This is a genomic window from Candidatus Streptomyces philanthi, assembly GCF_059553635.1.
Window position 1 is genome coordinate 1 of the sequence record NZ_JCANQV010000058.1, and the last position, 24999, is coordinate 24999.

Annotated in this window: 20 protein-coding genes and 3 pseudogenes; 15 read left to right on the top strand and 8 right to left on the bottom strand. The window is 73.7% G+C overall.

What is annotated here, in order from left to right:
* Nucleotides 1-213 precede the first annotated feature (213 nt).
* From AC51EU_RS09940 to mscL, 3 genes are all read left to right on the top strand, one after another.
* Nucleotides 214-546, top strand: a complete 333-nt coding sequence (locus AC51EU_RS09940; protein ID WP_496266387.1) for an FmdB family zinc ribbon protein — start codon at nucleotides 214-216, stop codon at nucleotides 544-546.
* 99 nt (nucleotides 547-645) lie between these two features.
* A complete protein-coding gene (locus AC51EU_RS09945; RefSeq protein WP_496266388.1) occupies nucleotides 646-1479 on the top strand; it encodes an S-methyl-5'-thioadenosine phosphorylase in 834 nt (277 codons plus the stop codon).
* A 739-nt stretch (nucleotides 1480-2218) separates the two neighbouring features.
* The gene (gene mscL / locus AC51EU_RS09950) at nucleotides 2219-2710 is read left to right on the top strand and encodes a large conductance mechanosensitive channel protein MscL (protein WP_496266389.1); all 492 of its coding nucleotides are present in this window, start codon (nucleotides 2219-2221) and stop codon (nucleotides 2708-2710) included.
* Nucleotides 2711-2767: 57 nt separating this feature from the next.
* Here the strand turns inward: mscL and AC51EU_RS09955 are convergent, their stop codons facing one another.
* Complete coding sequence (locus AC51EU_RS09955) at nucleotides 2768-3007, bottom strand: hypothetical protein (protein WP_496266390.1); 240 nt, start codon at nucleotides 3005-3007, stop codon at nucleotides 2768-2770.
* A gap of 98 nt (nucleotides 3008-3105) precedes the next feature.
* Nucleotides 3106-4641, bottom strand: coding sequence for an alpha/beta hydrolase (locus AC51EU_RS09960; RefSeq protein ID WP_496266391.1), 1536 nt, complete (start codon nucleotides 4639-4641; stop codon nucleotides 3106-3108).
* Nucleotides 4642-4783: 142 nt separating this feature from the next.
* On the opposite strand from AC51EU_RS09960, the gene AC51EU_RS09965 reads away from it, so the two are divergent.
* The 10 genes and pseudogenes from AC51EU_RS09965 to AC51EU_RS10010 all read left to right on the top strand — a co-directional run bounded on the left by AC51EU_RS09965 (nucleotide 4784) and on the right by AC51EU_RS10010 (nucleotide 16351).
* Entirely contained in the window at nucleotides 4784-6061 is a 1278-nt protein-coding gene (locus tag AC51EU_RS09965; RefSeq protein WP_496266392.1) for an ATP-grasp domain-containing protein, read from the top strand.
* A complete protein-coding gene (locus AC51EU_RS09970) occupies nucleotides 6058-6948 on the top strand; it encodes a hypothetical protein (protein ID WP_496266393.1) in 891 nt (296 codons plus the stop codon). The genes AC51EU_RS09965 and AC51EU_RS09970 overlap by 4 nt, the downstream gene beginning before the upstream one ends.
* Nucleotides 6945-8066, top strand: a complete 1122-nt coding sequence (locus AC51EU_RS09975) for a PLP-dependent cysteine synthase family protein (RefSeq protein ID WP_496266394.1) — start codon at nucleotides 6945-6947, stop codon at nucleotides 8064-8066. The genes AC51EU_RS09970 and AC51EU_RS09975 overlap by 4 nt, the downstream gene beginning before the upstream one ends.
* Nucleotides 8063-9193 (top strand): dipeptide epimerase, encoded by a 1131-nt coding sequence (locus AC51EU_RS09980; protein WP_496266395.1) that lies wholly within the window; start codon nucleotides 8063-8065, stop codon nucleotides 9191-9193. The genes AC51EU_RS09975 and AC51EU_RS09980 overlap by 4 nt, the downstream gene beginning before the upstream one ends.
* Complete coding sequence (locus AC51EU_RS09985) at nucleotides 9177-10469, top strand: MFS transporter (RefSeq protein ID WP_496266396.1); 1293 nt, start codon at nucleotides 9177-9179, stop codon at nucleotides 10467-10469. The genes AC51EU_RS09980 and AC51EU_RS09985 overlap by 17 nt, the downstream gene beginning before the upstream one ends.
* 12 nt (nucleotides 10470-10481) lie before the next feature.
* The gene (locus AC51EU_RS09990) at nucleotides 10482-11288 is read left to right on the top strand and encodes a class I SAM-dependent DNA methyltransferase (RefSeq protein ID WP_496266397.1); all 807 of its coding nucleotides are present in this window, start codon (nucleotides 10482-10484) and stop codon (nucleotides 11286-11288) included.
* Between the two features lie 108 nt (nucleotides 11289-11396).
* Nucleotides 11397-12985, top strand: a pseudogene (locus tag AC51EU_RS09995) (ABC transporter substrate-binding protein).
* Nucleotides 12982-13935 (top strand): ABC transporter permease, encoded by a 954-nt coding sequence (locus AC51EU_RS10000; protein ID WP_496266398.1) that lies wholly within the window; start codon nucleotides 12982-12984, stop codon nucleotides 13933-13935. The pseudogene AC51EU_RS09995 and the gene AC51EU_RS10000 overlap by 4 nt, the downstream one beginning before the upstream one ends.
* Nucleotides 13932-14756, top strand: a complete 825-nt coding sequence (locus AC51EU_RS10005) for an ABC transporter permease (protein ID WP_496266399.1) — start codon at nucleotides 13932-13934, stop codon at nucleotides 14754-14756. The genes AC51EU_RS10000 and AC51EU_RS10005 overlap by 4 nt, the downstream gene beginning before the upstream one ends.
* Nucleotides 14753-16351: an ABC transporter ATP-binding protein gene (locus AC51EU_RS10010; RefSeq protein ID WP_496266400.1), complete on the top strand. Its 1599-nt coding sequence runs from the start codon at nucleotides 14753-14755 to the stop codon at nucleotides 16349-16351. Before AC51EU_RS10005 ends, AC51EU_RS10010 begins: the two co-directional genes overlap by 4 nt.
* A gap of 58 nt (nucleotides 16352-16409) precedes the next feature.
* On the opposite strand, the gene AC51EU_RS10015 is transcribed toward AC51EU_RS10010, so the two are convergent.
* Together AC51EU_RS10015 and AC51EU_RS10020 are read right to left on the bottom strand one after the other, a co-directional pair.
* The gene (locus AC51EU_RS10015) at nucleotides 16410-16616 is read right to left on the bottom strand and encodes a DUF397 domain-containing protein (protein WP_496266401.1); all 207 of its coding nucleotides are present in this window, start codon (nucleotides 16614-16616) and stop codon (nucleotides 16410-16412) included.
* Nucleotides 16613-16912, bottom strand: a pseudogene (locus tag AC51EU_RS10020) (Scr1 family TA system antitoxin-like transcriptional regulator); the annotation flags it as partial. The pseudogene AC51EU_RS10020 and the gene AC51EU_RS10015, both read right to left, overlap by 4 nt.
* 258 nt (nucleotides 16913-17170) lie before the next feature.
* On the opposite strand from AC51EU_RS10020, the pseudogene AC51EU_RS10025 reads away from it, so the two are divergent.
* A pseudogene (locus AC51EU_RS10025) lies at nucleotides 17171-17617 on the top strand (ATP-binding protein); the annotation flags it as partial.
* Nucleotides 17618-17620: 3 nt separating this feature from the next.
* Here AC51EU_RS10025 and pflA read toward each other — a convergent pair.
* The 4 genes from pflA to AC51EU_RS10045 form a co-directional block, all read right to left on the bottom strand.
* The gene (gene pflA / locus AC51EU_RS10030) at nucleotides 17621-18451 is read right to left on the bottom strand and encodes a pyruvate formate-lyase-activating protein (RefSeq protein ID WP_496266402.1); all 831 of its coding nucleotides are present in this window, start codon (nucleotides 18449-18451) and stop codon (nucleotides 17621-17623) included.
* Between the two features lie 123 nt (nucleotides 18452-18574).
* Entirely contained in the window at nucleotides 18575-20833 is a 2259-nt protein-coding gene (pflB, locus tag AC51EU_RS10035) for a formate C-acetyltransferase (protein ID WP_496266403.1), read from the bottom strand.
* 282 nt (nucleotides 20834-21115) lie between these two features.
* Nucleotides 21116-22411: a NarK family nitrate/nitrite MFS transporter gene (locus AC51EU_RS10040; RefSeq protein WP_496266404.1), complete on the bottom strand. Its 1296-nt coding sequence runs from the start codon at nucleotides 22409-22411 to the stop codon at nucleotides 21116-21118.
* Between the two features lie 406 nt (nucleotides 22412-22817).
* Nucleotides 22818-23339 carry an AMP-binding protein gene (locus tag AC51EU_RS10045; RefSeq protein ID WP_496266405.1) on the bottom strand — a complete coding sequence of 174 codons (522 nt, stop codon included), beginning with the start codon at nucleotides 23337-23339 and terminating at the stop codon, nucleotides 22818-22820.
* A gap of 657 nt (nucleotides 23340-23996) precedes the next feature.
* Here AC51EU_RS10045 and AC51EU_RS10050 point away from each other — a divergent pair.
* The coding region (locus AC51EU_RS10050; RefSeq protein ID WP_496266407.1) for an MFS transporter at nucleotides 23997-24999 on the top strand (1003 nt) is incomplete at its 3' end.

A 24999-nucleotide genomic window follows, 5' to 3' on the forward strand; every position in this document is an offset into this window, starting at 1 on the left:
GGGCGCGGCGGCCGCGGACCGGACCGAGTCGTCGTCCCTGGCGTAACCGCAGGTCAGCGGCGTACCGGAGGGGCTGGACGGGCCCGGCGGAGGCGGTACGGCGGAGCGTGGGGTCGGTCACCGTGTGACGGCCGCAGTGGACTGACGGGCCGGAATACTGCACTATGGATCGTCGTTAGCACTCATCGAGTGAGAGTGCCAGGAGGAAGTCAAGTGCCGACCTACCAGTACCAGTGCACCGCGTGCGGCGAGGGCCTTGAGGCCGTGCAGAAGTTCACCGACGACGCGCTCACCGAGTGCCCCAGCTGCGACGGACGCCTCAAGAAGGTGTTCTCCGCGGTCGGCATCGTCTTCAAGGGCTCCGGCTTCTACCGCAACGACAGCCGCGGCTCGTCGTCCAGCAGCAGCCCCGCGAAGTCCTCCTCGTCGAGCTCTTCTTCGTCCTCCTCCGCGGACTCCTCGTCGTCCGGGTCGTCGTCCTCCGACACGAAGGCCGCTTCGTCCTCGTCGACCAGCGCCTCCTCGGGCAGCAGCTCCGCCGCCTGACATCTCCCGCTTCCGGGCCCCGCCGTCACCGACGGCGGGGCCCGCGTCTTTCGTCCACCCCCTCCCACCGGCACCTCCCGCCCCGATAGTGTGATCGGCATGGCTGACGCGGAGATCGGTGTGATCGGCGGCTCGGGGTTCTACTCGTTCCTCGACGACGTGACCGAGGTCACGGTGGACACCCCCTACGGTCGCCCCAGCGACTCACTGTTCCTCGGGGAGATCGGGGGCCGCCGGGTCGCCTTCCTGCCCCGCCACGGCCGCGACCACCACCTCCCGCCGCACCGCATCAACTACCGCGCCAACCTGTGGGCGCTGCGCTCCATGGGCGTACGCCAGGTGCTCGGCCCGTGCGCGGTGGGCGGGCTGCGCCCCGAGTACGGTCCCGGCACGCTGCTCGTCCCGGACCAGCTCGTCGACCGCACCAAGTCCCGTACGCAGACCTACTTCGACGGCGAGCCGCTGCCCGACGGCAGCGTCCCCCGCGTCGTCCACCTCACCTTCGCCGACCCCTACTGCCCCGCCGGACGCGCGGTGGCACTGGCGGCGGCCCGGGGCCGGGGGTGGGAGGCGGTCGACGGCGGGACGCTCGTCGTCATCGAGGGCCCCCGCTTCTCGACCCGCGCGGAGTCGCGCTGGCACGCCGCCCAGGGCTGGTCGGTGGTCGGCATGACCGGGCACCCCGAGGCGGTCCTCGCCCGTGAACTGGGCCTGTGCTACACGTCACTGGCGCTGGTCACGGACCTGGACGCGGGCACCGAGACCGGCGACGGCGTCTCCCACGAGGAGGTGCTCAAGGTCTTCGGCCAGAACGTGGACCGGCTGCGCGAGGTGCTGTTCGACACCGTTGCCGCGCTGCCCGCCACCGCGTCGCGCTCCTGCCTGTGCACGCACGCCCATGACGGGTGGGAGTTGGGGATCGAGCTGCCGTAGGGGCGGGCGGGGCCTCCGGGTAAGGGCTTTCGTCCGTGGGCTAGGGGAGGGGCCTTCGTCCGTGGGCTCCGTCCCCCTTGTGGGTGAGGGAGTTGTCCACAGGCGCGGGGTTGTCCACAGGGCCGAGCGGGATGCGGTGAGTTCGGGCACGGTGGGGAGCGCCGGGTTCTTCTCCCTCCACCGCAGGCGGTGATCACCGTGTTCGTCAGCCCGTCCGATCCGCTCCCGCCGCCCCCTTCGCGGGGCGGGCCCGGGACTCCCCTGGTCCCCGATCCGCTTCCCCTTCTTCCGCTTCCTCCGTCGTGTGAGGTGCCGCACTTCGCGCCGCTGCGGATCGGCGGCGTACGGCGGCGCCGGTGGCGGTCGTTACGCGGGCGGGCGCTTGCGGCGGGGGTCGCGATGGCGGCCGCCGCGCTGGTCACAGGGGTGTCGCTGGCTCCAGCGGGTGCCGGGACCACCGTCGGTTGTTCCGCCCCCGCCTCGGCCGGAGGGCGGTAGGTCATGTCGTACGGAAAAGTGGAATATCGCCGTCCGGTAGGCGAGACTTCTGCGAGCGGCGGGGTCCCCGCGTGCCCCGGGCGCGCCCCCGGTACCGGCACCGCCCCCGCGGCCCGCACTGACGCTCTGGTCGGTCGCCGGTTCGTGTGGTGTCACTGGACATCTCTGCCCCGCCCTGCCGTAAGTTGCGGTGCCCGTCCCCGGGGCACCGTCCCCACCCCACACGGAAAGAGGCTGACTGGTGAGCGAGCACAAGGGCGTCCTGGAGGGATTCAAGGAATTCCTGATGCGCGGCAACGTCATCGAACTCGCGGTCGCGGTGGTCGTCGGTGCGGCGTTCACCAACATCGTGAACGCGGTGGTGAAGGGCGTCATCAACCCGATCGTGGGTGCGTTCGGGTCGCAGAACCTCGACCATTACCGGACCTGCCTCACCACCTGCCCCGTGAACGGGAAGACGGGCGAGTACACGGACGGGATCTACATCCTGTGGGGCTCGGTGCTGAGCGCCGCCCTGACGTTCCTGATCACCGCTGGGGTCGTCTACTTCCTCATGATCCTTCCGATGAACAAGTGGAAGCAGCGCCAGGAGGCCAAGAAGCCGGCGGACGACACCCCGGAGGGCCCGAGCGAGATCGAGCTGCTGACGGAGATCCGGGACGCGCTGCTCGCGCAGCGCGATGGAGCCGTCCCGGCGGCCGCGACGGTGATCGCGCAGAAGACGCAGAAGTAACGGACGACGCGGACGTCAGGGAGCCGCGTCACGCCGTACGCCGCCCCATCGCCTCGGTCAGAGGTGGTGGGGCGGCTTTTCGTCGAGGAAGCGGGCGAGATCGGCGGCGCTGCCACCGGCCGCCGGGCGTTCGCCCCAGCCCTGGTCGGTGTCGTCCCGGGACTGCTGGTTCAGCGGATCGTCGAAGATCAGCGCTGCGGCACGAGGGTCTGCCGCCGTGGGACGCGGCTTCTGCGGGGTGTCCGGTCCGTCCTCGGGGGCGGGCCGGTCGGAACCGGATGCGGGGGTGGTGCTCACCCGTCCAGGGTACGGCGCCGCGCACCACCCGCTCCGGACGGGAAGGGGACGCGGCGGCGGGGCACGGAAACGGGCCGCCCACCGCCGCTCCTCCCCCGTTACGGCAGGCCCGGTCCCGTGCAGTGCCGGTCGGCCCGGGGCATCGTCCCGTCGAGCAGGTAGGCGGCGACGGTGGCGTCCACGCAGGTGTTGCCGCGGCTGGCGAAGACGCCGTGCGAGTGGTCGTCGTCCAGGGTGATCAGCCGGGAGCCGGGCAGGGTGCGGCGCAGGGCGCGGGCCCCGTCGAGCGGGGTGACGGGATCGTGCGCGGAGGCGACCAGCAGCACCGGGGGTGCCTGGGGGCTGCCGAGCGGGGTGCGCCGGGCGGGGCGGTGGTGCCAGTAGGCGCAGGTGTCGGCCTCCAGTCCGGTGAGGACGGGCAGCGGGTCGAGGCGGCGCAGGGCGCGGACGCCGGCGAGGACCTGCCGGGTGTCGGGACCCGGTCCGTCGGCGCATTTGACGACCCGATTGGCCGCCTCGTACGTGCGGGAGGCGGGCCCGGTGAAGTCGTCGGCGGGGCGCAGGCCGGTGACCGTCCCGTCGGTGAGGTAGCGGCGGAGGCCGTCGGCGAGGCCGGCCCAGCGTTCGGTGCGGCCGAGCGCGCGGTAGACGGCGCGGTCGAACTCGGCGGGGCCGAAGCCGTCGACGGGCCGGGCGGCGAGTCCGTCGCGGACGCGGGTGTAGGAGGCGCGGACGGCCCGCGGGGTGCGGCCGAGTCCGTGGCGGGCGGGGTCGCGGGCGAGCCAGGAGAAGAAGGTGTCGCGCTGGCGCAGCAGGGCGCGGGCCTGGCGGAGGTCGAAGTCGTACCAGTCCCAGGGGCCGACGACGCTGTCGAGGACCATCCGGCCGGTGCGGTGGGGGTGGGCGGCGGTATAGGCGGCGCCGAGGTAGCTGCCGTAGCTGACGCCGAGGAAGCCGAGGCGGGGTGCGCCGAGGGCGGCGCGCAGATCGTCCATGTCGTGCGCGGTCTGCTCGGTGGAGAAGAGCGGCAGGGCGGCGCCGAGGCGTGTGGCGCAGTCGGCGGCGAGGCGGGCGAGCCGGTGCAGCCGGTCGCGTTCGGCGCGGGGGCCTCGGGGGACGGGGTCGGGGCCCGGGCGCGCGAAGAGGCCGCCCATGGGGCCGCAGTCGGCGGGGGCGCTGCGGCCGGTGCCGCGCGGGTCGAATCCGATGACGTCGTAGGCGCGTTGGACGGCGGTGGGGAGTTTGGCGCGCTTGGTGACGGCGTACGGGAGGCCGGAGCCGCCGGGCCCGCCGGGGTTGACGACGAGGATGCCGCGGTGTTCGGCCGGGGTGCCGGTGGCCCGGACACGGGAGACGGCGAGGCGTATGTGCGGGCCGTCGGGCCGCCGGTGGTCGAGCGGGACCGCGAGGGTGCCGCAGTCGACGCGGGCGGGCGGTACGGGGCGCGGCACGGAGTCGGGGCAGGCGCCGAAGGCGATGCGGGGCGTCGGGCGGGCGGGCGTGGTGGGCATCGCGTGGGCCGGGGCGGCGGTGCCGAGGGTGAGGGCAGCGGCCGCCGCAAGAGCGGTGCGGGGGCGGCCGCGACGGTGTGTGGTTCCGGGGTGACGAGAGGGGCGGGGGTACCGGGTGGGCATGACGCGCTCCATCGGGAGGCAAGGCCGGACATGACAATGAAAATGATTATCGATATCGTGTCCGCTCGGTCAATGCGGATCCGCGGCCCCGGGGCCCTCCCCGGCCGCCCGGATCCCTCAGCACAAGGCGTGATGAGGAGTCATGGGGCACCTGTTGATGGTCGAGAGCTGGGTCGGTGCGATGAGCCGACTGCTGCCGCGCGCGATCGCGGAGGCCGGGCACACGTTCACGTTCCTCACCCGCGATCTGCACCACTACCTGCGGTCCGCCCCCGAGGGGACGGCCCATCCGCTGCTCGGCGCGCGGAACATCGTCACCGCCGACACCAACGACCCGGCCACACTGCTGCCGAGGGTCGCGCACCTGCACACGGCGCTGCGCTTCGACGGCGTCCTCAGCTCCTGCGACTACTACCTCCCGACGGTCGCCCGTCTCGCCGGGCACCTGGGGCTGCCCGGCCCCACCGCCCGCGCGGTCACCGCCGCCTGCCGCAAGGACGAGACCCGGCGCGTCCTGGCGGCGGCCGGGGTTCCGGGCCCCCGCTTCGCGGTGTGCGAGGGCTTCCCCGCCGCCGCGGCCGCCGCCCGCGAGATCGGCTTCCCGCTGGTGTTCAAGCCGGTCGACCTGTGTGCGGGCATGTTCGTCCGCAGGATCGACGACGAGAAGGAACTGGCCGCGGCGCACCGCGCGCTGGACGCCTTCCCGGTCAATGCCCGAGGGCAGCGCCGCTCCCCCGCCGTACTGCTGGAGGAGTTGCTGGAGGGGCCCGAGGTCAGTGTGGAGACCGCGTCGTACGGCGGCAGGGCGCGGGTGATCGGGGTGACCGACAAGAGCGTGGGCGGGGCGCCCGGTTTCATCGAGACCGGCCATATGTTCCCCGCCGCGCTGGACGACGGGGAGGCGGAGGCGGCCACCGCGACCGCGCTCGCCGCGCTGGACGCGCTCGGCCTGGACCAGGTCGTCGCGCACACCGAGATCAAGCTCACCGCCGCCGGCCCGCGGGTGGTCGAGGTCAACCCGCGCCCGGCCGGCAACCGCATCACCGAACTCGTCCGGCATGTCACCGGCATCGATCTCGCGGCCGTGTGCGCGGACCTCGCGCTGGGCCGGGAGCCCGACCTCACGCCCCGGTCGACGGCCGTACCCAGCGCCGCGGTCGGCTTCCTCGTACCGGGCGCGGAGGGCGTCCTGGACGGGTACGACGGGGACGGCGGGCCCGATCCGGCCGCCGCCCTGGAGTCGGCGCCCGGCGTGCTGGAGGTGCAACTGGCCGCTCCCGGCAGGCAGGTGCGGGCGGCGGCCGACAACAACGGCTATCTGGGGCATGTGATGGCCGCGGGCAGCGGGCCCGGCGACGCCCGCGCCCGCGTCGAGTCCCTGCTGGCGACGGTGCGCCCGCGGGTGGTGGCCGGCCGATGAGCACCCTGCCGCGACAGGAGGCCGACGCGCGCGACACCACCCTCGCCCCGCTCACCGGCTGGTCGGACCTGGACGCCCTCCGGCAGGCCGTCCTGGACACCGAGTTCGGGCCGGACCCGCGCGCGCTGCGGGTCTCCACGGCGTTCGCCACCGTCCAGGCGGTCCGTCACCACGGCCGCCACGGCGGCTACCGCAACGAGGTGCTCAGCCTGCGGCTGGGCGCGGCGGTCGGTTCCTGCTCCACCGAGCCGGGGGCCCTGCCGCCCGACGCGGTGGCGGACGCGGTGGGCGCGGACGTGGCCTCGCTCCTGGGCCATCCGCTGCGGGAGGTGCGGATCGCCGCCCTGGACGCGTATCTGATGCATGTCGCGCCGCACACCCCCGCCCAGGGCGCGCGGCCGTTCGCGCTGCCCGCCGGGACGTCGCTGGAGAAGTCCCGGGCGCGGGCGGGCGCCGTGACCGCCCTGCTGGCCCCGCCCGTCGTCCCCGCCGGGGGCCGGGTGCTGGTGGTCGGTGTCGTCAACTCGCTGCTGGAGGCGCTGCGGGCGCGCGGTCTGGCGTATGTGCCGTGCGATCTCAAGGGCGGGCGGACGGAGTGGGGCGAGCCGGTCGTCACCGACGCGCTGGCGGCGCTCGACGGCTGCGACGCGGTCCTGGCGTCCGGGATGACGCTGGGCAACGGGTCGTTCGGGCCGCTGCGGGAGCGGGCGGCGGCCCGCGGGGTGCCGCTGGTGATGTTCGCGCAGACCGGCAGCGCGGTGCTGCCGCGCTTCCTCGGCGCGGGGGTGCGGGCGGTGTGCGCGGAGCCGTACCCGTTCTTCTGGCTCGACGGCGGCCCCGGCACCGTCCACCGCTATACGGACGACGCGGACGGAGGTGCCCGGTGAGGACGGCGACCGACCCCTGTCCCCGTACCGCCCCCGGTGGCGACCCGCATCTGCTGGGGCTGCTCGGCCGGACCCCGCTGGCGCGGATCGGCGCCGATCTGCCCGGCCCGCACCCCGGTTTCTGGGCGAAGCTCGAAGGGCACGGCGTCGGCGGGATGAAGGCCAGGGCGGCGGTGTCGATGCTGCTCGGCGCGCGGGAGCGGGGCGAACTGCGGCCGGGCGCCCCGGTGGTGGAGTCCACGTCGGGCACGCTCGGCATCGGGCTGGCCTTCGCCGGGCAGGCGCTGGGCCATCCCGTCGTCCTGGTCTGCGACACCGAACTGGAGCCGTCGATGCGGCGGTTGCTGCGCGCGTACGGCGCCCGGCTCGACCTCGTCGACCGGCCGGCGGAGCGCGGCGGCTGGCAGGCGGCGCGTCTGGAACGGCTGCGGTCCCTGCGGGAAGCGCTGCCCGGCGCGTACTGGCCCGACCAGTACAACAACCCCGACAACACCGCCGGTTACGCCTCCCTCGCCGCCGAGATCGCCGCGGACCTGCCGCAGCTGGACATCCTGGTGTGCAGTGTCGGCACGGGCGGGCACAGCGCGGGCCTGGCCGGGCCGCTGCGCCGCCGCCGTCCGGGGCTGCGGCTGATCGGGGTGGACGCCACCGGCTCGACGATCTTCGGGCAGCCGGCCAGGCCGCGGCTGATGCGCGGTCTGGGCAGCAGCATCCATCCGCGCAATGTCGCCTACGAGGCGTTCGACGAGGTCCACTGGGTGGGCCCGGCCGAGTCCGCCGACGCCTGCCGCCGGCTGGCCCGTACGAGCTTCGTCAGCGGCGGCTGGAGCACCGGCGCCGCGGCGCTGGTCGCGGCCTGGGCGGCGCGCGAGCATCCGGACGCGGTGGTCGCCACCGTCTTCCCCGACGGCCCGCACCGCTATCTGTCCACCGTCTACGACGACGACTTCACCACCGCGCACGGTGTGGACTGCGCGGCGGCCCGCACCCGTCCCGCCGAGATCCGGCATCCGCAGGCCGCGGAGGCGACCGGCTGGACGCGCTGCACCACCGTCGTCGACCCGTGCCGTCCGGCGGCCCCGGTGCCGCCCCCGCCCCCGCAGGAGGCCCCCGCGTGAAGACCACCGTGCGCACCACCCGCCTCGACCTCGCGGAGCCGCTGCGCATCTCCCGTTCCACCATGGCGGCCCGGGACGCGGTCTGGCTGACCGTCGAACGGGGCGGTCTGCGCGGCCACGGCGAGGCGGTGGCCAGCGCCTACTTCGGGCTGGACACCGCATCGCTGGTCCGGCTGCTGCGGGACGCGGCCACCGCCGTCGAGCGGTGCGGCACCCCGGAGACCGCGCTGGCCGCGGTGCGCGCCGGGGAGCTGCCGGAGCCGGGCGGGCCGCCCGCCGTGACCACCGCCGTCGAGTCGGCGCTGCTCGATCTGGTCGGCAAGCGGGCGGGCGCGTCCGTCCATCAGCTGCTGGGCGCGCCGGAGCCGCCCGCCGCCGCCACCGCCCGCACCATCGGCATCACCAGCACCGAACGTGCCGCGGCGCTCGCCGCCCGGCTCACCACCTGCGGCTTCACCCTCCTCAAGATCAAGGCGGGTGCCACCGACCCCGAGGACGACCTGGCGCGGGTCCGCGCCGTCCGCGCGCACGCCCCGCAGGCCCGGCTGCTGCTCGACCCCAACGGCGCCTGGAGCACCTCCCAGGCCGAGGCGCTGCTGCCGCGCTACGCCGAACTGGGCGTGGAGGCCGTCGAACAGCCCCTGGCCCCGGGCGACCCGGAGGCGCTGGCCGCGCTGGCGGCCCGCTCCCCGCTGCCGGTGATCGCCGACGAGGACGCCGTGTCGTACGAGGACGCCCGGCGGCTGGCGGGCCGGGTCCAGGGCGTCAATGTGAAGCTGGCCAAGTGCGGTGGTGTGCACGCGGCGCTGCGGATAGCGGAGTTGCTGGCCGGCAGCGGCACGGAGCTGATGCTGGGCTGTCTGACGGCCAGCACCCTCGGCATCGCCCCGGCCGTGCATCTCGTCCACCGGGCCCGCTGGGTCGATCTGGACGGGCATCTGCTGCTGGCCCGCGACCCGTGGACGGGCATCGGCGGCACCGACGGCACCGTCCGGGTCAGCGACCGCATCGGTCTGGGCGTGTGCCCGCGCGCCCCGGCGCCGGGCCCCGGCCGCGTCCCTCCCGCAGGCCGCCGTCGCGCGGCGGCCCCGTCCCGGGGGAGGCCCGGCCGTGCGGACCTGGCATGAGATACGCGCGTTCCCGCCCGCGATACGCCTGCTGCTGGTCAACCAGTTCGGCGTCAACACCGGCTTCTACCTCCTCGTCCCCTACCTGGCCACGCATCTGGCGGACGACCTGGGGATGTCCGCGGCCGTCGTCGGTGTGGTGCTGGGGGTGCGCAATCTCAGCCAGCAGGGCCTGTTCCTGATCGGTGGGTCGGCGGCCGACCGGCTCGGCGCCCGCCGCGTGATCATCGCCGGGTGCGGGCTGCGCACGGCGGGCTTCGCCCTGTTCGCCCTCGGCGACGGGCTCGCGGTACTGCTCGCCGCCTCGGCGCTCAGCGGCCTCGCGGGCGCCCTGTTCAACCCGGCCGTACGGACGTACCTGGCGCAGGAGGCGCAGGGACGCACGGCGGAGGCGTTCGCCCTGTTCAACGTCTTCGGGACGACCGGCGCGCTGGTCGGGCCGCTGCTCGGCGGTGTGCTGCTGCTGGCCGACTTCCGGCTCGCGGCGCTCGCCGCGGCCGGGGTGTTCGCGGTGCTGACCGTCGCGCAGGCCCTGGTCCTCCCGGACCGGCCGGTGCCGCCCGCGTCCGGCCCGGTGCTCGGCGACTGGCGCGAAGTGCTCGGCAACCGCGCCTTCCTGGCGTTCGCCCTCGCCATGGTGGGCATGTTCACGCTGCAGAACCAGCTGTACCTGCTGCTGCCCGACGGGGCGCGCCGGGCGACCGGCTGGGCGGGCGCGGCGGGCCTGGTCCTGCTGACCGGGACGCTGGCCAACCTCGCCCTCCAGATGCGGCTCACCCGCCGTCTCGCCGCCCGCGGCCCCCGCGGCCGCTGGATCGCCGCCGGGATGGCGCTGACGGGGCTGGCGTTCGTCCCGCCGATGGCGGTGTCCGGCGCCGGGCACCCGGACACTCCCGGGCGGGCCGCCGTGGCACTGCTGCCGGTGCTGGCCGGTTCCCTGCTGCTCCACCTGGGCGTGATGGTGGCCCAGCCGTTCGTCATGGAGCTGATCCCCGAGTTCGGGAGGAGCGAGCTGACCGGCACCTACTTCGGCGTGTTCTACGTCGTCTCGGGCCTCGCCGCGGCGGCCGGCAACACCGTCGTCGGCTGGGCCATGGACACCGGCGCCGCCCGGGGCGCGCCCTGGCTGCCGTGGGCCTGCTGCGTGCTGTTCGGCCTCGTCCCGGCGGCCGGTGTCGCCCTGCTGCGGCGGCTGCGCGTCCTGCCCGAGGAGCCCGCCGGCCCGAGCACCCCCGATTCCCCTCCCCGGCGCGCCCGCGCGGAGAAGACCTGCTGAGGAAGTACCGAGATGACCGACGATCCCACCGCCGCGGCCGGCAATCTGCTGACGGACAACCCGGCGCTGTACGAGGCCCGTTTCCCCGACCCGGAGCGCCTGGCCGCCCGCTGGGCGGAGGACACCCTGCGCCGCCACGGCGCCGGCCCGCGCGTGCTGGACCTGGGCTGCGGCACCGGCCGGGACGCCGCGTACCTTCAGGCGGCGGGCCGCCGGGTGGTCGGCGCCGACCTGTCGGAGGCGATGCTGGCGTACGCCCGCGCGCACCACCCCGGCCCCGCGTACACCCGTGCCGACCTGCGCCGTTTCGATGTGGGCGGCCGCGCCTTCGACGCCGTGGTCTGTCTGGACAGCGCGCTGCTGTACTGCCACACCAATGACGAGTTGGACGGCCTGCTGGACTCCTGCCGCCGGGCCCTGGAACCGGGCGGCCTGCTGGTCGCCGAGATGCGCAACGGCGCCTACTTCCTGGGCCGTACGGATCTGCTGGACGCGCCGGCGGAGCACTCCTTCACGTGGAACGGCACGGTCCACCGCTCCCGGACGACGCTGCGGGTCGACCGCACCGCGCAACTGCTGCGCCGCCACCGGGAGTGGAGCACCGACGGCGCGCCCCCGGTCGTCCAGCGTTCCGCCTGGCGGCTGCTGCTCCCGTTGGAGCTGCGCCGTTTCCTGGCGGCGCACGGCTTCACCGTCCTCGCGCTGTACGACGGGCCGGGGCCGCGCAGCGAGCCGCGCTGGCGGGAGGGCGATCTGCCGGGCGACCGCACCGACGCCGACCGGCTGCATGTCGTCGCCCGGCTCACGTCGGCGCCCTGAGCGCGCCGTCCGGCGGAACGCCGCTGCCCTGAACGGACCGGGGCCGCCCGGCCCGGCCCGGTGGGACCGCCTCTTCCCCTCGCCCTTCTCACGCGTCAAGGAGCCCTCATGCCGCCCTCCCGTCCCCCCATACCCGGCCCGGCCCCGCGCCCTGGGGGCCTGCACCGCCGCGCTTTCCTGGCCGTCGCCTCCGGGGCCGCGGCCGCAGGGCGCTCTCCGGATGCGGCAGCGGCGGCCCGCGGGCGTCGGGCGGGGGCGGAAAGCCCCGGCGCGGCGGCCGGTTGCGGGCCGCGTTCGCGACCGCCGGGGTCAACGAGACCCTCGACCCGCACCACGCCAACCTCTTCTCCGATGTCGCCCGCGCCAAGGCCCTCCACGACAAGCTCGCGGACTTCGGCGCCGACCTGTCGCCCCGTCCCCGCCTCGCCGCGTCCTGGGAGCCGAACCGGACGCTGGACCGCTGGCGGGTGACGCTGCGCGAGGCCGCTTTCCACGACGGCCGGCCGGTGACCGCCGACGATGTGCTGTTCAGCTACCGCCGGATCACCGACCCCGGCCGGGCGTTCCGCGCCGGGGCCGACCTGGAGCCACTGGACCTCGCCGCGAGCCGCGCCACGGGACCGCGCGCGATCGAGTTCCGGCTCAAGCGCCCGACGGCCGAATTCCCCGACCTGCTGGCCGCGTTCGGCGCGTACATCGTCCCCGAGGGCACCAAGGACTTCGCGCGGCCGGTCGGCTCGGGGCCGTTCCGTTTCGTCTCCTTCGCGCCCGGCCGGTCCACGGTGCTCAAGCGCTTCGACGACCACTGGGACGGTGCCCCGTACCTGGACGAGCTGGAGTTCGTCGCCGCGGGCGAGGAGTCCGCCCGGGTCAACGCCCTGCTGGGCGGGCAGGTCGAGTACGCGCACGAGCTGAGCCCGGCCACCGCCCGCGCCCACGAGGGGCAGGGCCGCGTCACGATCGTGCGACTGCGGAACAGCGCGATGCAGGCGTTCGCGATGAAGACCGACCGGCCGCCGTTCGACGACCGGCGGGTGCGGGAGGCGTTCTTCCTCCTCGCCGACCGCCAGGAGCTGGTGCGGGGCGCGCTGTCGGGCGCCGGGGAGATCGGCAACGATCTGTTCGGCAAGGGCTACGCCTACTACGCCGACGATCTCCCGCAGCGCACCCGTGACCTCGACCGTGCCCGGTATCTGCTCAAGAAGGCCGGTGCGGAGGGGCTGAGGGTCACCCTCGACACCGCCGAGGTGGCGACCGGGTTCCCCGAGGCCGCCGGAATCCTCCGGGACCAGGCCGCCGAGGCGGGCGTGACGGTCACCGTGCGCCGCCGCGACAAGGACAGCTACTGGGCCGGCATCCTCCGCTCCGGCACCCTGTGCTCGTACCGTTCCGGGGCCATGCCGATCGAGACGCACCTCTCCCAGCGGCTGCTGTCCGGCTCCCCCACCAATGCCACCGCCTGGCGGCACGCGGACTTCGACGCGCTGTACCGGCAGGCCCAGTCCACCGCCGGCCGTGCCGCGCGCGCCGCGCTCTACGGGCGGATGCAGCGCAGGCTGCACGCCGAGGGCGGGTTCCTGGTGTGGGGGTTCGCGGACTGGATCGTCGGCACCGCGCCGCATGTGCGGGGCGTGTCGGGTGACGCGCCTGCCAACTCGCTGGACTGGGCCCGGTTCGACAAGGTCTGGCTGGCGTGAGCGGTCTGCGTGTGTTCGTGGTGCGGCGGTTGCTGCTGGGGGCGGGGCAGACGGCGGCCGTGGTGGTGCTGGTGTTCGCGTTGACGGAGGCGCTGCCGGGGGACGCGGCGGTGGCGCTGGCCGGTGACCAGCCGGACCCGGCGCGGATCGCGGCCATCCGGGAGGCGATGGGGCTGAACCTGCCCGCGTACGCGCGGCTGGCGCGGTGGGCGGGCGGACTGTTGCACGGCGACCTGGGGACGTCGCTGGTCACCGGCCGTCCGGTGGCGGGCTATCTGGCGGACGGGCTGGGGCCGACGCTGGTGCTTGCGGTGGTGACCGTGGTGCTGCTGGTGCCGCTGTCCGTCGGGCTGGGGATGCTGGCGGCGCGCCGGGAGGGCGGGCTCGCGGACCGGTTGATCAGCGGGGTGACGCTGGGGGTGCACGCGGTACCGGAGTTCGCGCTCGGGGTGCTGCTGGTGTTCGTGTTCGCGCTGCGGCTGGGGTGGCTGCCGCCGACGGCCGTCGGGTACGGGGACGGGCTGCTGGCGCATCCGGCGGCGCTGGTGCTGCCGGTGACGGTGCTGCTGGCGCGGCCGGTGTGTTCGCTCAGCCGGCTGGTGCGGGCCGGCATGCTCGACGCGCTGGCCTCCCCGTACGTCGCCCACGCCCGCCGCTGCGGCCTCTCCCCGGCGCGCGTCCGCTGGGCGCACGCCCTGCCGAACGCCGTGGCGCCGGCCGTCCAGCAACTCGCGCGGACCGTGGACTGGCTGCTCGGCGGGGTGATCGTCGTCGAGGCGCTGTTCGTGGTGCCGGGGCTGGGAACGGTGCTGCTGAACGCCGTGTCGGCCCGCGACCTGCCCGTCGTCCAGGGCCTCGCGGTGGTGTTCGGCGTGGTCACCGTCGTCCTCAACCTCGGCGCCGACCTGGTCACGCACCGGTTGGCGCCCCGGACGGGGGTGGCGGCGTGAGGGCGCTCCTGCCGTCGGCCCGGAGTGCGTCGGGGCTGGTCCTGCTGTGTGTGCCGTTGACGCTGGCGCTGCTGGGGCCGCTGTGGGCGCCCGACGCGGGTGAGCGCGCCGCGTCCTTCACGGCGGGCGCCGGGCATCCGCTGGGGACCGACTTCGCCGGTCAGGACGTGTGGCGGCAGGTGCTGCTCGGCGGGCGCGCGGTGGTGCTGACCGCGCTCGCCGCGACGGTCCTGGCGTACGCGCTGGCGCTGCCGGTCGCGTTCGCCGCCGCGCTCACCCACCGGGTGTGGCTGGAGGAACTGCTGATGCGTCCGCTGGATGTGCTGGCGGCCGTGCCCTCGCTGCTGATGGTGCTGCTGGTGGCGACGGTGTTCGAGCCGGGCCCGGCCGGGCTCGCGGCCCTGGTGGCGCTGGTCAATGTGCCGGACGCGGCCCGTGTGGTCCGGGCGTCGGCGGCGGAGGCGGCGTCCCGCCCGGCGGTGGAGGCGCTGCGGGCGCAGGGCGAGAGCGACTGGCGGATCGCGGCCGGCTATGTGGCCCGCCGCTGTCTACGGACCGTCGCCGCCGACGCGGGCGTGCGGATGACGGGGGTGCTCTACCTGGTGGCGACCGCCGCGTTCCTGGGCGTCGGCACCGCGCCCGACGCGGCGGACTGGGCCGTGATGGTCGACCGCAACCGCACCGGCCTCTTCGTCCAGCCCTGGGCGGTGGTCGTCCCCGCGCTGCTGATCGTCGGCCTGACCACGGGCGTCAATCTGCTGGGGGACGCGGGGCTGGGGCGGCGCGTGAGGAACCGTACGAGGAAGGGAGCCGGCCGGTGAACGGGCCCTGGGCCGCGTCCGTCGAGGACCTGCGGATCACGGTGGACGGGCGGACGCTGCTCGACGGTGTCTCGCTGACCGCCCGCCCCGGGCGCGTCACGGCACTGGTCGGCGCGTCCGGCAGCGGCAAGACGACCACCGGCCTGGCGCTGCTGGGCGAGCACCCGCCCGGTGCCGTCGTCGGGGGGCGGGTGCGGATCGCGGACGGCGGCCCGGTCGGGTACGTCCCGCAGCACCCGGCCGCCGCCCTCAACCCGGCGCGGCGGGTCGGCGCCCTGCTCGCCGACATCGCCCGCGCCGGCCTCTCCGGTCTCCCCCGCCGCGCCCGCCGCAGGGCCGTCCGTGCCCGGGTACGGGAGGCGCTGGCGCTGGCGCAGCTCCCGGACGGCGCGGAGGGCGAGGCGCTGCTGCGCCGCCTCCCGCACCAGCTCTCCGGCGGCCAGCAGCAGCGGGTCGTACTGGCGCAGGCACTGCTGCTGGGCGCCCGGGTGATCGTCGCGGACGAGCCGACGACCGGTCAGGACGCGCTGACCAAGGACCGGATCGTCGCCGGACTCGCCCGGGTCGTGGAGCGCGGCATCGCCCTGGTCCTGCTCAGCCACGACCTGGACGTCGTCCGCCGGCTGGCCGACGAGGTGGTGGTGTTGCGCGAGGGGCGGGTGGCCGGCTCGGGGCCGGCGGAGCATGTGCTGCCCGCGCCTCCCGCGCTCGGGACGGGCGGGGCCCCGGAAATCCCGGAGGACGACGCCACTCCCCCTGCCCTCCGCATCCTGGTCACCGCCGCCCGTTACCGCGACCGCGACCGGCCGGGCGGGAAGGTCACGGCCGTACGGGACGTCGATCTGACCGTGGCACCCGGGACGTGTCTGGCGCTCGTCGGACGGTCCGGGAGCGGCAAGACCACGCTGGGCCGGTGCGCGGCGGGGCTGCACCGCGACTGGGACGGCGAGGTCGCGGTGGACGGCGCGCCGCTGCCGCGCGGGGTGCGCGCCCGTACGCCGGCGCAGCTCGCGGCCGTGCAGTACGTCTTCCAGGACGCACGGGCCGCGTTCGACGAGCACCGTACGGTGCTGGCGCAGACGGCCCGCGGCGCGGTGCGCCTGCGGGGCCTGGCACCGGACGCGGCCCGGGAGGAGGCACGGGCGCTGCTGGCACGGGTGGGCCTGGACGAGGCGACGCAGCGGCGGCGGCCCGACCGGCTGTCCGGCGGCGAGCTGCAACGGGCCGCGCTCGCCCGTGCGTTGCTGGCCGGGCCGCGGGTGCTGGTCTGCGACGAGATCACCTCGGGCCTGGACGCGGACAGCAGACGGAGCGTCGTCGGTCTGCTGGCCGAACTGCTGCGGGAGCGGGCCGGAACGGGCCTGGTCCTGATCACCCATGATCTGGACACGGCCGCGGCGCTGGCGGACCGTATCGCGGTCCTGGACGGCGGGAGGATCGTGGAGACGGGCCCGGCCCGGCGGGTGCTGACCGCCCCCGAGCACCCGTTCACCGCGTCGCTGCTGGCGGCGGGCGGGGGCCGGGGGCGACTCGCGCCTCACCCGGGCGACGGTGCACGGGACCGGATCTCCGCCCCGCCGCACGCCCCGCTCTGACGGCGAAGCGCCCCGTACTCCGGAACCGACCGGGGCGCGGGGCGCCGGCCGCTCCGCCTCAGCGCTCGGCGGCGTACGCCACGAAGTTGGACCAGGCGTGGGGCATGAACCTGAGCCTCGGCCCCGGCTTGTTCTTGGAGTCACGGACGTGAACCGATCCCGGGGTTGTGGCCACTTCTACACACTCCGGACCGTCATTCGTGCTGTAGCTGCTCTTGAACCATTCCAGCGCTAGGGCGCTTTCAGCAGAGGGCTCAAGTGTCATGTCTCTCCCCGCGGTTTCTCGATGAAGGCCAGTGACTCCCGCGGCCTGAGAGCCTGGGACCGGATCATGCCATAGCGCATCTCAAGAATCTGAACCTCCTTGGGGTCGGAGATCAGTCGGCTTGTGAGCTGCACCTCGTTGTGCCCAACCGCCGTACCGTCCTTGAGCTTCAGCACCTGAAGCGACCCGCCGAGCCCGGCATGCTCTTGGCACTCCGTGGGCATGACCTGGATCTCGACGTGCCGCAACCGCCCAAGCTCCAACAGACGCCGCCAGAGCTTGAGCTGACGGCAGAGGGCCGTGATCATGGGCCGGGAGTCGCCCTCGACGCCAAGGCTCCAGTCCGGCTCGTCCGCCCCGTCCGTCGTGTAGTCCGTACGGCTCTCGCCGCCGCTGTCCGCACCCATACAGGCTCACCTCCGACGCGCCCTTCCCCAACGCCGCCCCGGCCGGGCCCGTCACGGTGTACGCGCTGGACAAGTCCAGGATCACCGCTGGACAGTCACTTTCCGTACAGGCGTCATCACTGCCCAGCGTACGCATATCCGGCCACGCTGAGTGGCGTGAATCATCAAGTCATCCCCCTGCGGGACACACGCCAGTTCACCGTCCAGCTCTCCTCCACCCGCAAGGGCGCCCGACTCGCCCGGCTGCTCGCGGTCGAGCAACTGCGCCCCTGGGGAGTGGCGTTCGAGGAGGCGGAGCACGTGGTTGCCGAGCTGGCCTCGAACGCCGCGCTGCACGGTCGCGTACCGGGGCGGGACTTCCGGCTCGCGCTCTCCGTCTCGTCCGCTTCCGTCTCCGCCTCCGCTTCCGCCTCCGCTTCCGCCTCCGCCGCCGCGTCGGCCTGCACGCTCCGTATCGAGGTGACCGATACCCGCGCCGAGCGGCTGCCGGCTTCCGGACGGCCGGCGGCCTGGGAGGAGGCGGGGCGCGGCCTGCTGCTCGTCGGTGCGCTCGCCGACCGCTGGGGGGTCAGGTCAGGAGCGGTTCGGCGGCAGCCCCTAGACGGCCCTCAGCCCGTGCGAGCGGAACACGTCCCGGGCCGCCTCCAGTTGCTCCTGGGTGGGGCTGGGGGTGGTGCGCAGGGTGAAGTCCAGGCCGAGGCGTTCCCACTTCGGGGCGCCCAGGGTGTGGAAGGGGAGGACGTCGACGCGGGTGATGTTGCCGAGGGCGGCGGCGAAGTCGGCGATGCCGTCGATCTCGGTGGGGTCGTCGGTCACTCCGGGGACGAGGACGAAGCGTATCCAGACCTCCTTGCCGAGGCGGGCCAGGCGGCGGGCGAAGTCGAGGGTGGGGCGCAGGGCCCGGCCGGTGAGCCGGGCGTAGCGTTCGGGGTCCCAGGACTTGATGTCGAGGAGGACGAGGTCGGTGTCGCGCAGCAGGGCGTCGGTGGCGCGGGCGCCGAGGTAGCCGGAGGTGTCCAGGGCGGTGTGCAGGCCCAGTTCGTGCCGGAAGCGGTGCAGGAGTTCGCCGGTGAAGACGGGCTGGAGCAGGGGCTCGCCGCCGCTGAGGGTGGCGCCGCCGCCCGCGGCGCGGATGAAGGCGCGGTACTTGGCGGCCTCGGCGACGACCTCGTCGGCGGAGGTGCGGACGCCGTTGCGCATCTTCCAGGTGTCGGGGTTGTGGCAGTAGCGGCAGGTCAGCGGGCATCCGGCGAGGAAGGTGACGAAGCGGCTGCCGGGGCCGTCGACGCCGGTGGACAGGTCCCAGGAGTGGACGGACCCGGACGACGGGCGGTGGTGCACGGCCGCGGCGGGGGTGGCGGGCCGGTAGGCCGGGTCCCAGCAGGGCGGGGCGCCGACGGGGATGTCGGATCCGAGCAAGACGGCCATGGCAGGGCCTTCCGGGAGAGATACGGAGAAGGAGGGGTGGCGGCGCCGGTACCGGGGGTGAGGGGCCCGGTACCGGCGCCGCCGGGCCGGGTCACGGGGACGGGGTTCCCCGTGACCGGGGGTTCACAGGGACCCGTGGAAGGTCCGGTTGATCACGTCGAGCTGCTGCTCGCGGGTCAACCGGGTGAAGTTGACCGCGTATCCGGAGACCCGGATGGTCAGCTGCGGGTACTTCTCGGGGTGCGCCATGGCGTCCTCCAAGGTTGCCCGGTCCAGCACGTTGACGTTCATGTGGAAGCCGTCGCCGGCCATGAACCCATCGAGGACGCCCGAGAGGTTGGCGATCCGTTCCTCGGGCGTACGGCCGAGGGCGTCGGGGGTGATGGTGTTGGTGAGGGAGATGCCGTCCTCGGCGTCGTCGTAGGGGAGCTTGGCGACGGAGAGGGCGGAGGCGATGTAGCCGTGGGCGTCGCGGCCGTTCATCGGGTTGGCGCCGGGAGCGAAGGGGGTGCCGGCGCGGCGGCCGTCGGGGGTGTTGCCGGTCTTCTTGCCGTAGACGACGTTGGAGGTGATGGTCAGCACGGACTGGGTGTGGACCGCGTCCCGGTAGGTGGGGTGCTTGCGGACCTTCTCCATGAAGTCGTGGACGATCTTCCGGGCGATGTCGTCGGCGCGGTCGTCGTTGTTGCCGTAGGCCGGGTAGTCGCCCTCGACGACGTAGTCCACGGCGAGGCCGGTCTCGTCCCGGATCACCTTGACGCGGGCGTGCTTGACGGCCGACAGGGAGTCCGCGGCGACGGAGAGCCCGGCGATGCCGCAGGCCATGGTGCGCAGGACCGCCCGGTCGTGGAGGGCCATCTCGATGCGCTCGTAGGCGTACTTGTCGTGCATGTAGTGGATGACGTTGAGGGCGTGCACATACGTCCTGGCCAGCCATTCCAGCATCGCGTCGTAGCGGGTCACGAGGGTGTCGTAGTCGAGGTACTCGCCGTCGATCGGCTCGAACCCGGCGACCACGGTCTTCCCGGTCCGCTCGTCCCGCCCGCCGTTGATCGCGTACAGCAGGGCCTTGGCGACGTTGACGCGGGCGCCGAAGAACTGCATCTGCTTGCCGACGGCCATGGCGGAGACACAGCAGGCGATGGCGGTGTCGTCGCCGTACTTGGGGCGCATCAGCTCGTCGGACTCGAACTGGAGGGCCGAGGTGTCGATGGCGACCTTGGCGGCGAAGTCCTTGAAGCCCTGGGGGAGATGCCGCGACCAGAAGACGGTGAGGTTGGGTTCGGGTGCGGGGCCGAGGTTGTAGAGGGTCTGGAGGGCGCGGAAGGTCGTACGGGAGACGAGCGGGCGGCCGTCCTCGCCGATGCCGGCCAGCGACCAGGTGACCCACGTCGGGTCGCCGGAGTACAGCTCGTTGTACTCGGGGGTGCGCAGGAAGCGGACGATGCGGAGCTTGACGACGAAGTCGTCGATCAGTTCCTGGGCCTGCTCCTCGGTGAGGCGGCCGGCGTCGAGGTCGCGCTGGAGGTAGATGTCGAGGAAGGTGTCGATGCGGCCGATGGACATGGCCGCGCCGTTCTGCTCCTTGACGGCGGCGAGATAGGCGAAGTAGAGCCACTGGATCGCCTCGCGGCCGGTGGCGGCGGGGCGGGAGATGTCGTACCCGTACGAGGCGGCCATGGCCTTGAGTTCGCCGAGGGCCTTGATCTGCTCGGCGGTCTCCTCGCGTTCGCGGATGACGTCCTCGGTGGGCCATTCGGCGTCGAGTTGGGCCTTGACGGCCTGCTTGTCCTCGATGAGGCGGTCGACGCCGTAGAGGGCGACGCGACGGTAGTCACCGATGATGCGGCCGCGACCGTAGGCGTCGGGGAGGCCGGTGATGATGCCGGACGAGCGGCAGGCGCGGATCTCGGGGGTGTACGCGTCGAAGACGCCGTCGTTGTGGGTCTTGCGGAGCCGGGTGTAGATCTCCTTGACCTCGGGGTCGGCCTCGTAGCCGTACGCGGTGAGGGCGCCCTCGACCATCCGCCAGCCGCCGTTGGGCATGATGGCGCGCTTGAGGGGGGCGTCGGTCTGGAGGCCGACGATCAGATCGAGGTCGCGGTCGATGTAGCCGGGCGCGAAGGCGTCGATGCGGGAGGGGGTGCGGGTGTCGACGTCGTGGACGCCGTTGGCACGTTCCCGCGGGAACATCCCGAGGAGGGTTTCCCAGACCGTGGTGGTCCGTGCGGTGGGGCCGGCCAGGAAGGTGGCGTCGCCCTCGTAGGGCGTGTAGTTGCGCTGGACGAAGTCGCGGACGTCGACGGCGTCCCGCCACAGTCCGCCCTTGAAGCCTTCCCAGGCGGCGCCGGTCACGGTGGTTTCGAGGGGAGCCGCAGTCATGGTGCACCTTCCGAATCGCTGTGCCTTCGCTCTTCTCCATTGGACTCCTTCTGATCGATCAGAAGGGTCGGCATTGGTCCTCGTTGGCGGACCAAAAGTCCCCTCCGTTGCCGGGGCTGACGCGACACACCCCTTCTGACCTGCCATTTCGTGGGGGACTTTCGACTTTAGTTCGCTTGTGAATCTGTTCACAAGAATTTCGCGGAAAACGGCGGGCACCCCGGGGAAAAGTCCCGGGGTGCCCGCCGCCGATGGTGTTTCGGGCCGGGCGCACCGCATTCCTCAGCTCGGCGCCTCCGCGCCCTCGCGGGCGTAGAACCACCATGTCACCACGACACAGCTCGCGTAGAAGGCGATGAATCCCCACATCGCGCTGGTCACCGCGACCGAACCGAACAGGGCCGGGATGAAGAAGAATCCGTAGGCGGCGACGGCGGAGGTGAAACCGGTGACCGCGCCGGCCTCCATCTCGGCCTGCTTGAGCGCCGTCGCGTACTCCTCGGTGCCCTCCGCCAAACCCTTCAGATGCTGGTCCCGGAAGATGACGGGGATCTGCCGGAAGGTCGAGCCGTTACCGATTCCGGAGAAGAGGAACGCGCTCAGGAAACAGCCGAAGAATCCCCAGAACGAACCGCCCTTCCCGTCCGACGGAAGGAAGGAGATGACACCGGCGATCGACACCGCCATTCCGGCGAAGGACAGCAGGGTGACCCGGGCGCCGCCCATCCGGTCCGCCAGCCGGCCGCCCGCCCAGCGGGCCAGCGCGCCCAGGGCCGGGCCCATCCAGGCGTAGGTCGCCGCCGAGTACGCCGGGTCGATCGGGGTGAACGTCGTCTTGATCAGCATCGGCAGCGCGGCCGCGAACCCGATGAACGAGCCGAACGTCCCGACGTAGAGCCAGGTCATCAGCCAGTTGTGCTTCCGTCGGAAGATCACCTTCTGCCGGTGGAACGGGGTGGACGCGACCTTCAGATCGTTCTGCCCGAACCACGCGACGACCGCCAGCACCGCCAGCACCGGCACCCACAGGAACGCCGCGTTCTGCAACCACACCGACGACCCGTCGGCCTTGTGCTGCGCCGACCCCAGCGCCAGCACGGAACTGGTGATCACGATGGGTGTCACCAGCTGGACGACGGAGACGCCCAGGTTGCCGAGGCCGCCGTTGATGCCCGTCGCGTTGCCCTTCTCCGCCTTGGGGAAGAAGAAGCCGATGTTCGCGAGGGAGGAGGCGAAGTTGGCGCCGCCGATGCCGCACAGTGCGGCGATCGCCGCCATCACCGCGTACGGCGTGCCGGTGTCCTGCACCGCGACGCCGAGCCAGATCAGCGGGACGACCAGCACGATCGTGGACAGGGCGGTGAAGCGGCGCTGGCCGACGATCGGGCCAAGGAAGGTGTAGAAGATACGGGTGGTGCCGCCGGTGAGACCGGGGATCGCGGTGAGCCAGAACAGCTGTGAGGTGCTGTAGCCGAAACCGACGTCCTTGAGATTGGTCGCGGTGACGCTCCACACCTGCCACACCACGAATGCCACCAGCAGCGCGGGCACCGCGATCCACAGATTCCGGCGGGCCACTCTACGGCCCACCGTATTCCAGAAGGCCGCGTTCTCCGGCTGCCAATCGGTGATCGCGCGACCGGGCCGGTACTGATCGGCATCGGCATACGGAGGTGACCCCGCAGCGGTGGCCCGTTCCGGCTGCCCCTGCACTGTCGAGGAGTTCATGGCGTCCCCTGATCGGACGGAAAGACCTTGCCCGACCACGGTCCTTCACCGGGAAAAGGGGAAACAGAGCCGTTCGACGCCCGTGGGGCGCCACGAAAGTCATCATTCGGCGAGGACTTTCGGCACCGGATATTGCGTTAAATCTTGGGGGTGTGGGGCATTGGGGACGCGGTGGTGATCCGTGCGGGGTGGGGCGTGCGGGAGTGGGGGTGTACGGGGGCAGGGCGTGCGGGGTGGGGGTCCGGCCGGGGCCGGGTCAGTGGCCGGCGAGGGCCTCGTGCCACCAGCGGTCGCGGCCGGGGGTCCAGGCCACCGGGCGGGAGCAGCGGTTGACGACCAGGACGGTCCGTTCCAGCCCGTCGCCGATGCGTGCGAGGGCGCGGTCCAGGTCCCGCTTGACCGGGCGTACCGCCCCGTCCCAGAAGGCCGCGTCGGCGGTGATCAGCACCTTGGCCCCGGTCTCCCGCATCCGTTCGGCCAGTTCGGGCACGGAGAGCGTGACCGGCAGCGTGCTGCGCTGCGCGTCCAGGCGGCCGCAGGCCAGGGTGGCGATCACCGACTCGGGAACCAGCGGCAGATGCACCGCGACCCGGTCACCGGCACGCACCCCGAGGCGGCGCAGCGCCCCGGCCGCCCGCTCGGACTGCTCCAGGAGCATGTCGTGCGTCAACTCCTCCAGCCGGCCGGGCTCCCCGGTCCAGGTGAGAACGACCGCCGAGGACTCCGTCCCGTGGACGGCATGCGGGGTACGGATGTCATCTCCGTGCTCTGAGGTCATACGGCGCAACATGCGCATCAGCTTCGGGTTCAGCGATCAACAAACGCTGAACGGTTGCTGTACGGAGGTGTTGACGCGGGGCGCGGGGCCGATGACTGGCGCCGCGCGGGGGCGTGTTGTGTGCCCTGTGCGGGGCGCGTTGTGGGGCGCTGCGCTCCCGGGCGGGCTCGGGGGCGGGTACGGAGTGGTGCGCGCCCTCTTTGACGGTGCCCAGGGGTGGCGGGGGTCAATCCTGGTCACGGAGGTTTTCCGTTGCGGGTTGTTCCGTCGTGGGATCTTCCGGGCTCGGGGCCTCGGGGGTTACGGTTCATGCGCCGCCGGTTCCGGCTTTCGGCCCGTACGCCGCCGGCTCGGGCTTCGCCTCGTAGGCCGCCCGTCCGGGATTCGCCGACGGCGGTGCGGCGCGTCCCGGCTCCCCGGATCTTCCGGCTCTCCCGGCCGCCCCCGCCCTCGCGCCCTCCACTGTTCCGGGCCGCTCACCGCCCTGCGCGGCTTCCCCACGGCACCCGCCGCTTCCCCCGCCTTCCCGGCGCCTCTCCCGCCTCTCGGCACTCTCCCCTCCCCCGTTCCCCTGCCCCCGTACGACCGCACGTCCGCCCGCGGTCACCCCACCTCCTCCCCCTGAAACGCCCTGAAACGCCACGAGAGGCACACCACATGTCACCCCACCCCCATCCGCACCCCGTCCCGCGCACCGCCGCTTCGCCCGGTTGGGCGGTCGCCGCCGTCGCGCTCGCCGTGTTCTGCGTGCAGTGGGACGCCTTCGCCCTGAACCTCGTGCTGCCGTCCGTGCGTCAGGAGTGGAGTGGTGGGGCGTGGGACGTGTCCTGGGTCGTCGGTGGGTATCTGCTGGCCGCCGGTGCGCTGATGCCGGTCGCCGGGCGGTGGGGGGATCTTTGGGGGCGGCGGCGTGTTCTCCGGCTCGGGCTGGTGCTTTTCGCGGTGGCCTCCGCGCTGTGCGCGCTCGCGCCGTCGGCCGGGTTCCTGGTGGGGGCGCGGATCGCGCAGGGTGCGGGTGGGGCGCTGGCCATGCCCGCCGGGCTGGCGCTGCTGACGAACGTCCGCCCCGGGGCACGCGGGCGGCGGATGACCGGGCGCGCACTCGGGCTGGCCGGACTCGCCACCGTCTGCGGCCCGTTCCTCGGTGGCGCCCTGGCGCAGGCCGCGTCCTGGCGAGCCGTGTTCTGGCTGACGGTGGCGCCCTGCGCCGTCGCCGCGTACTGCGCGCACCGCGCCGACGAGTCGTGCGCCCCGGACGCCGGGGGCCGCTTCGACACGGCGGGCGCGGTGACCGCCACCGGGGCGACGGCCTGCCTGGCCCTGTGGCTGAGCCGGACCGACGCCTGGGATCAGGCCGCCCCTTGGTGCTGGGCGGCGGGGGCGTTGCTGCTGGGTGCCGTGTTCCTCCGTACCGAACGCCGCGCCCCCGCCCCGTTGGTGGACCCCGTCCTCTTCCGCAACCGGCCCTACGTCCGGCTGACGGCCGCCGGGGCGGTGGGCAACGCGGCGACCGTCGCCCTGTTGTACACGGTCCCGGTCGTGCTCCAACAGGAGCGGGGTGCGGGCCCGTTGGCGGCGGGTGCGCTGTTCCTCGCCCCGGCCGCCGCGCTGGCGGCCGGGGGTCCGGTGGCCGGACGGGTGCGGCCGGGGGCGGGAGTGC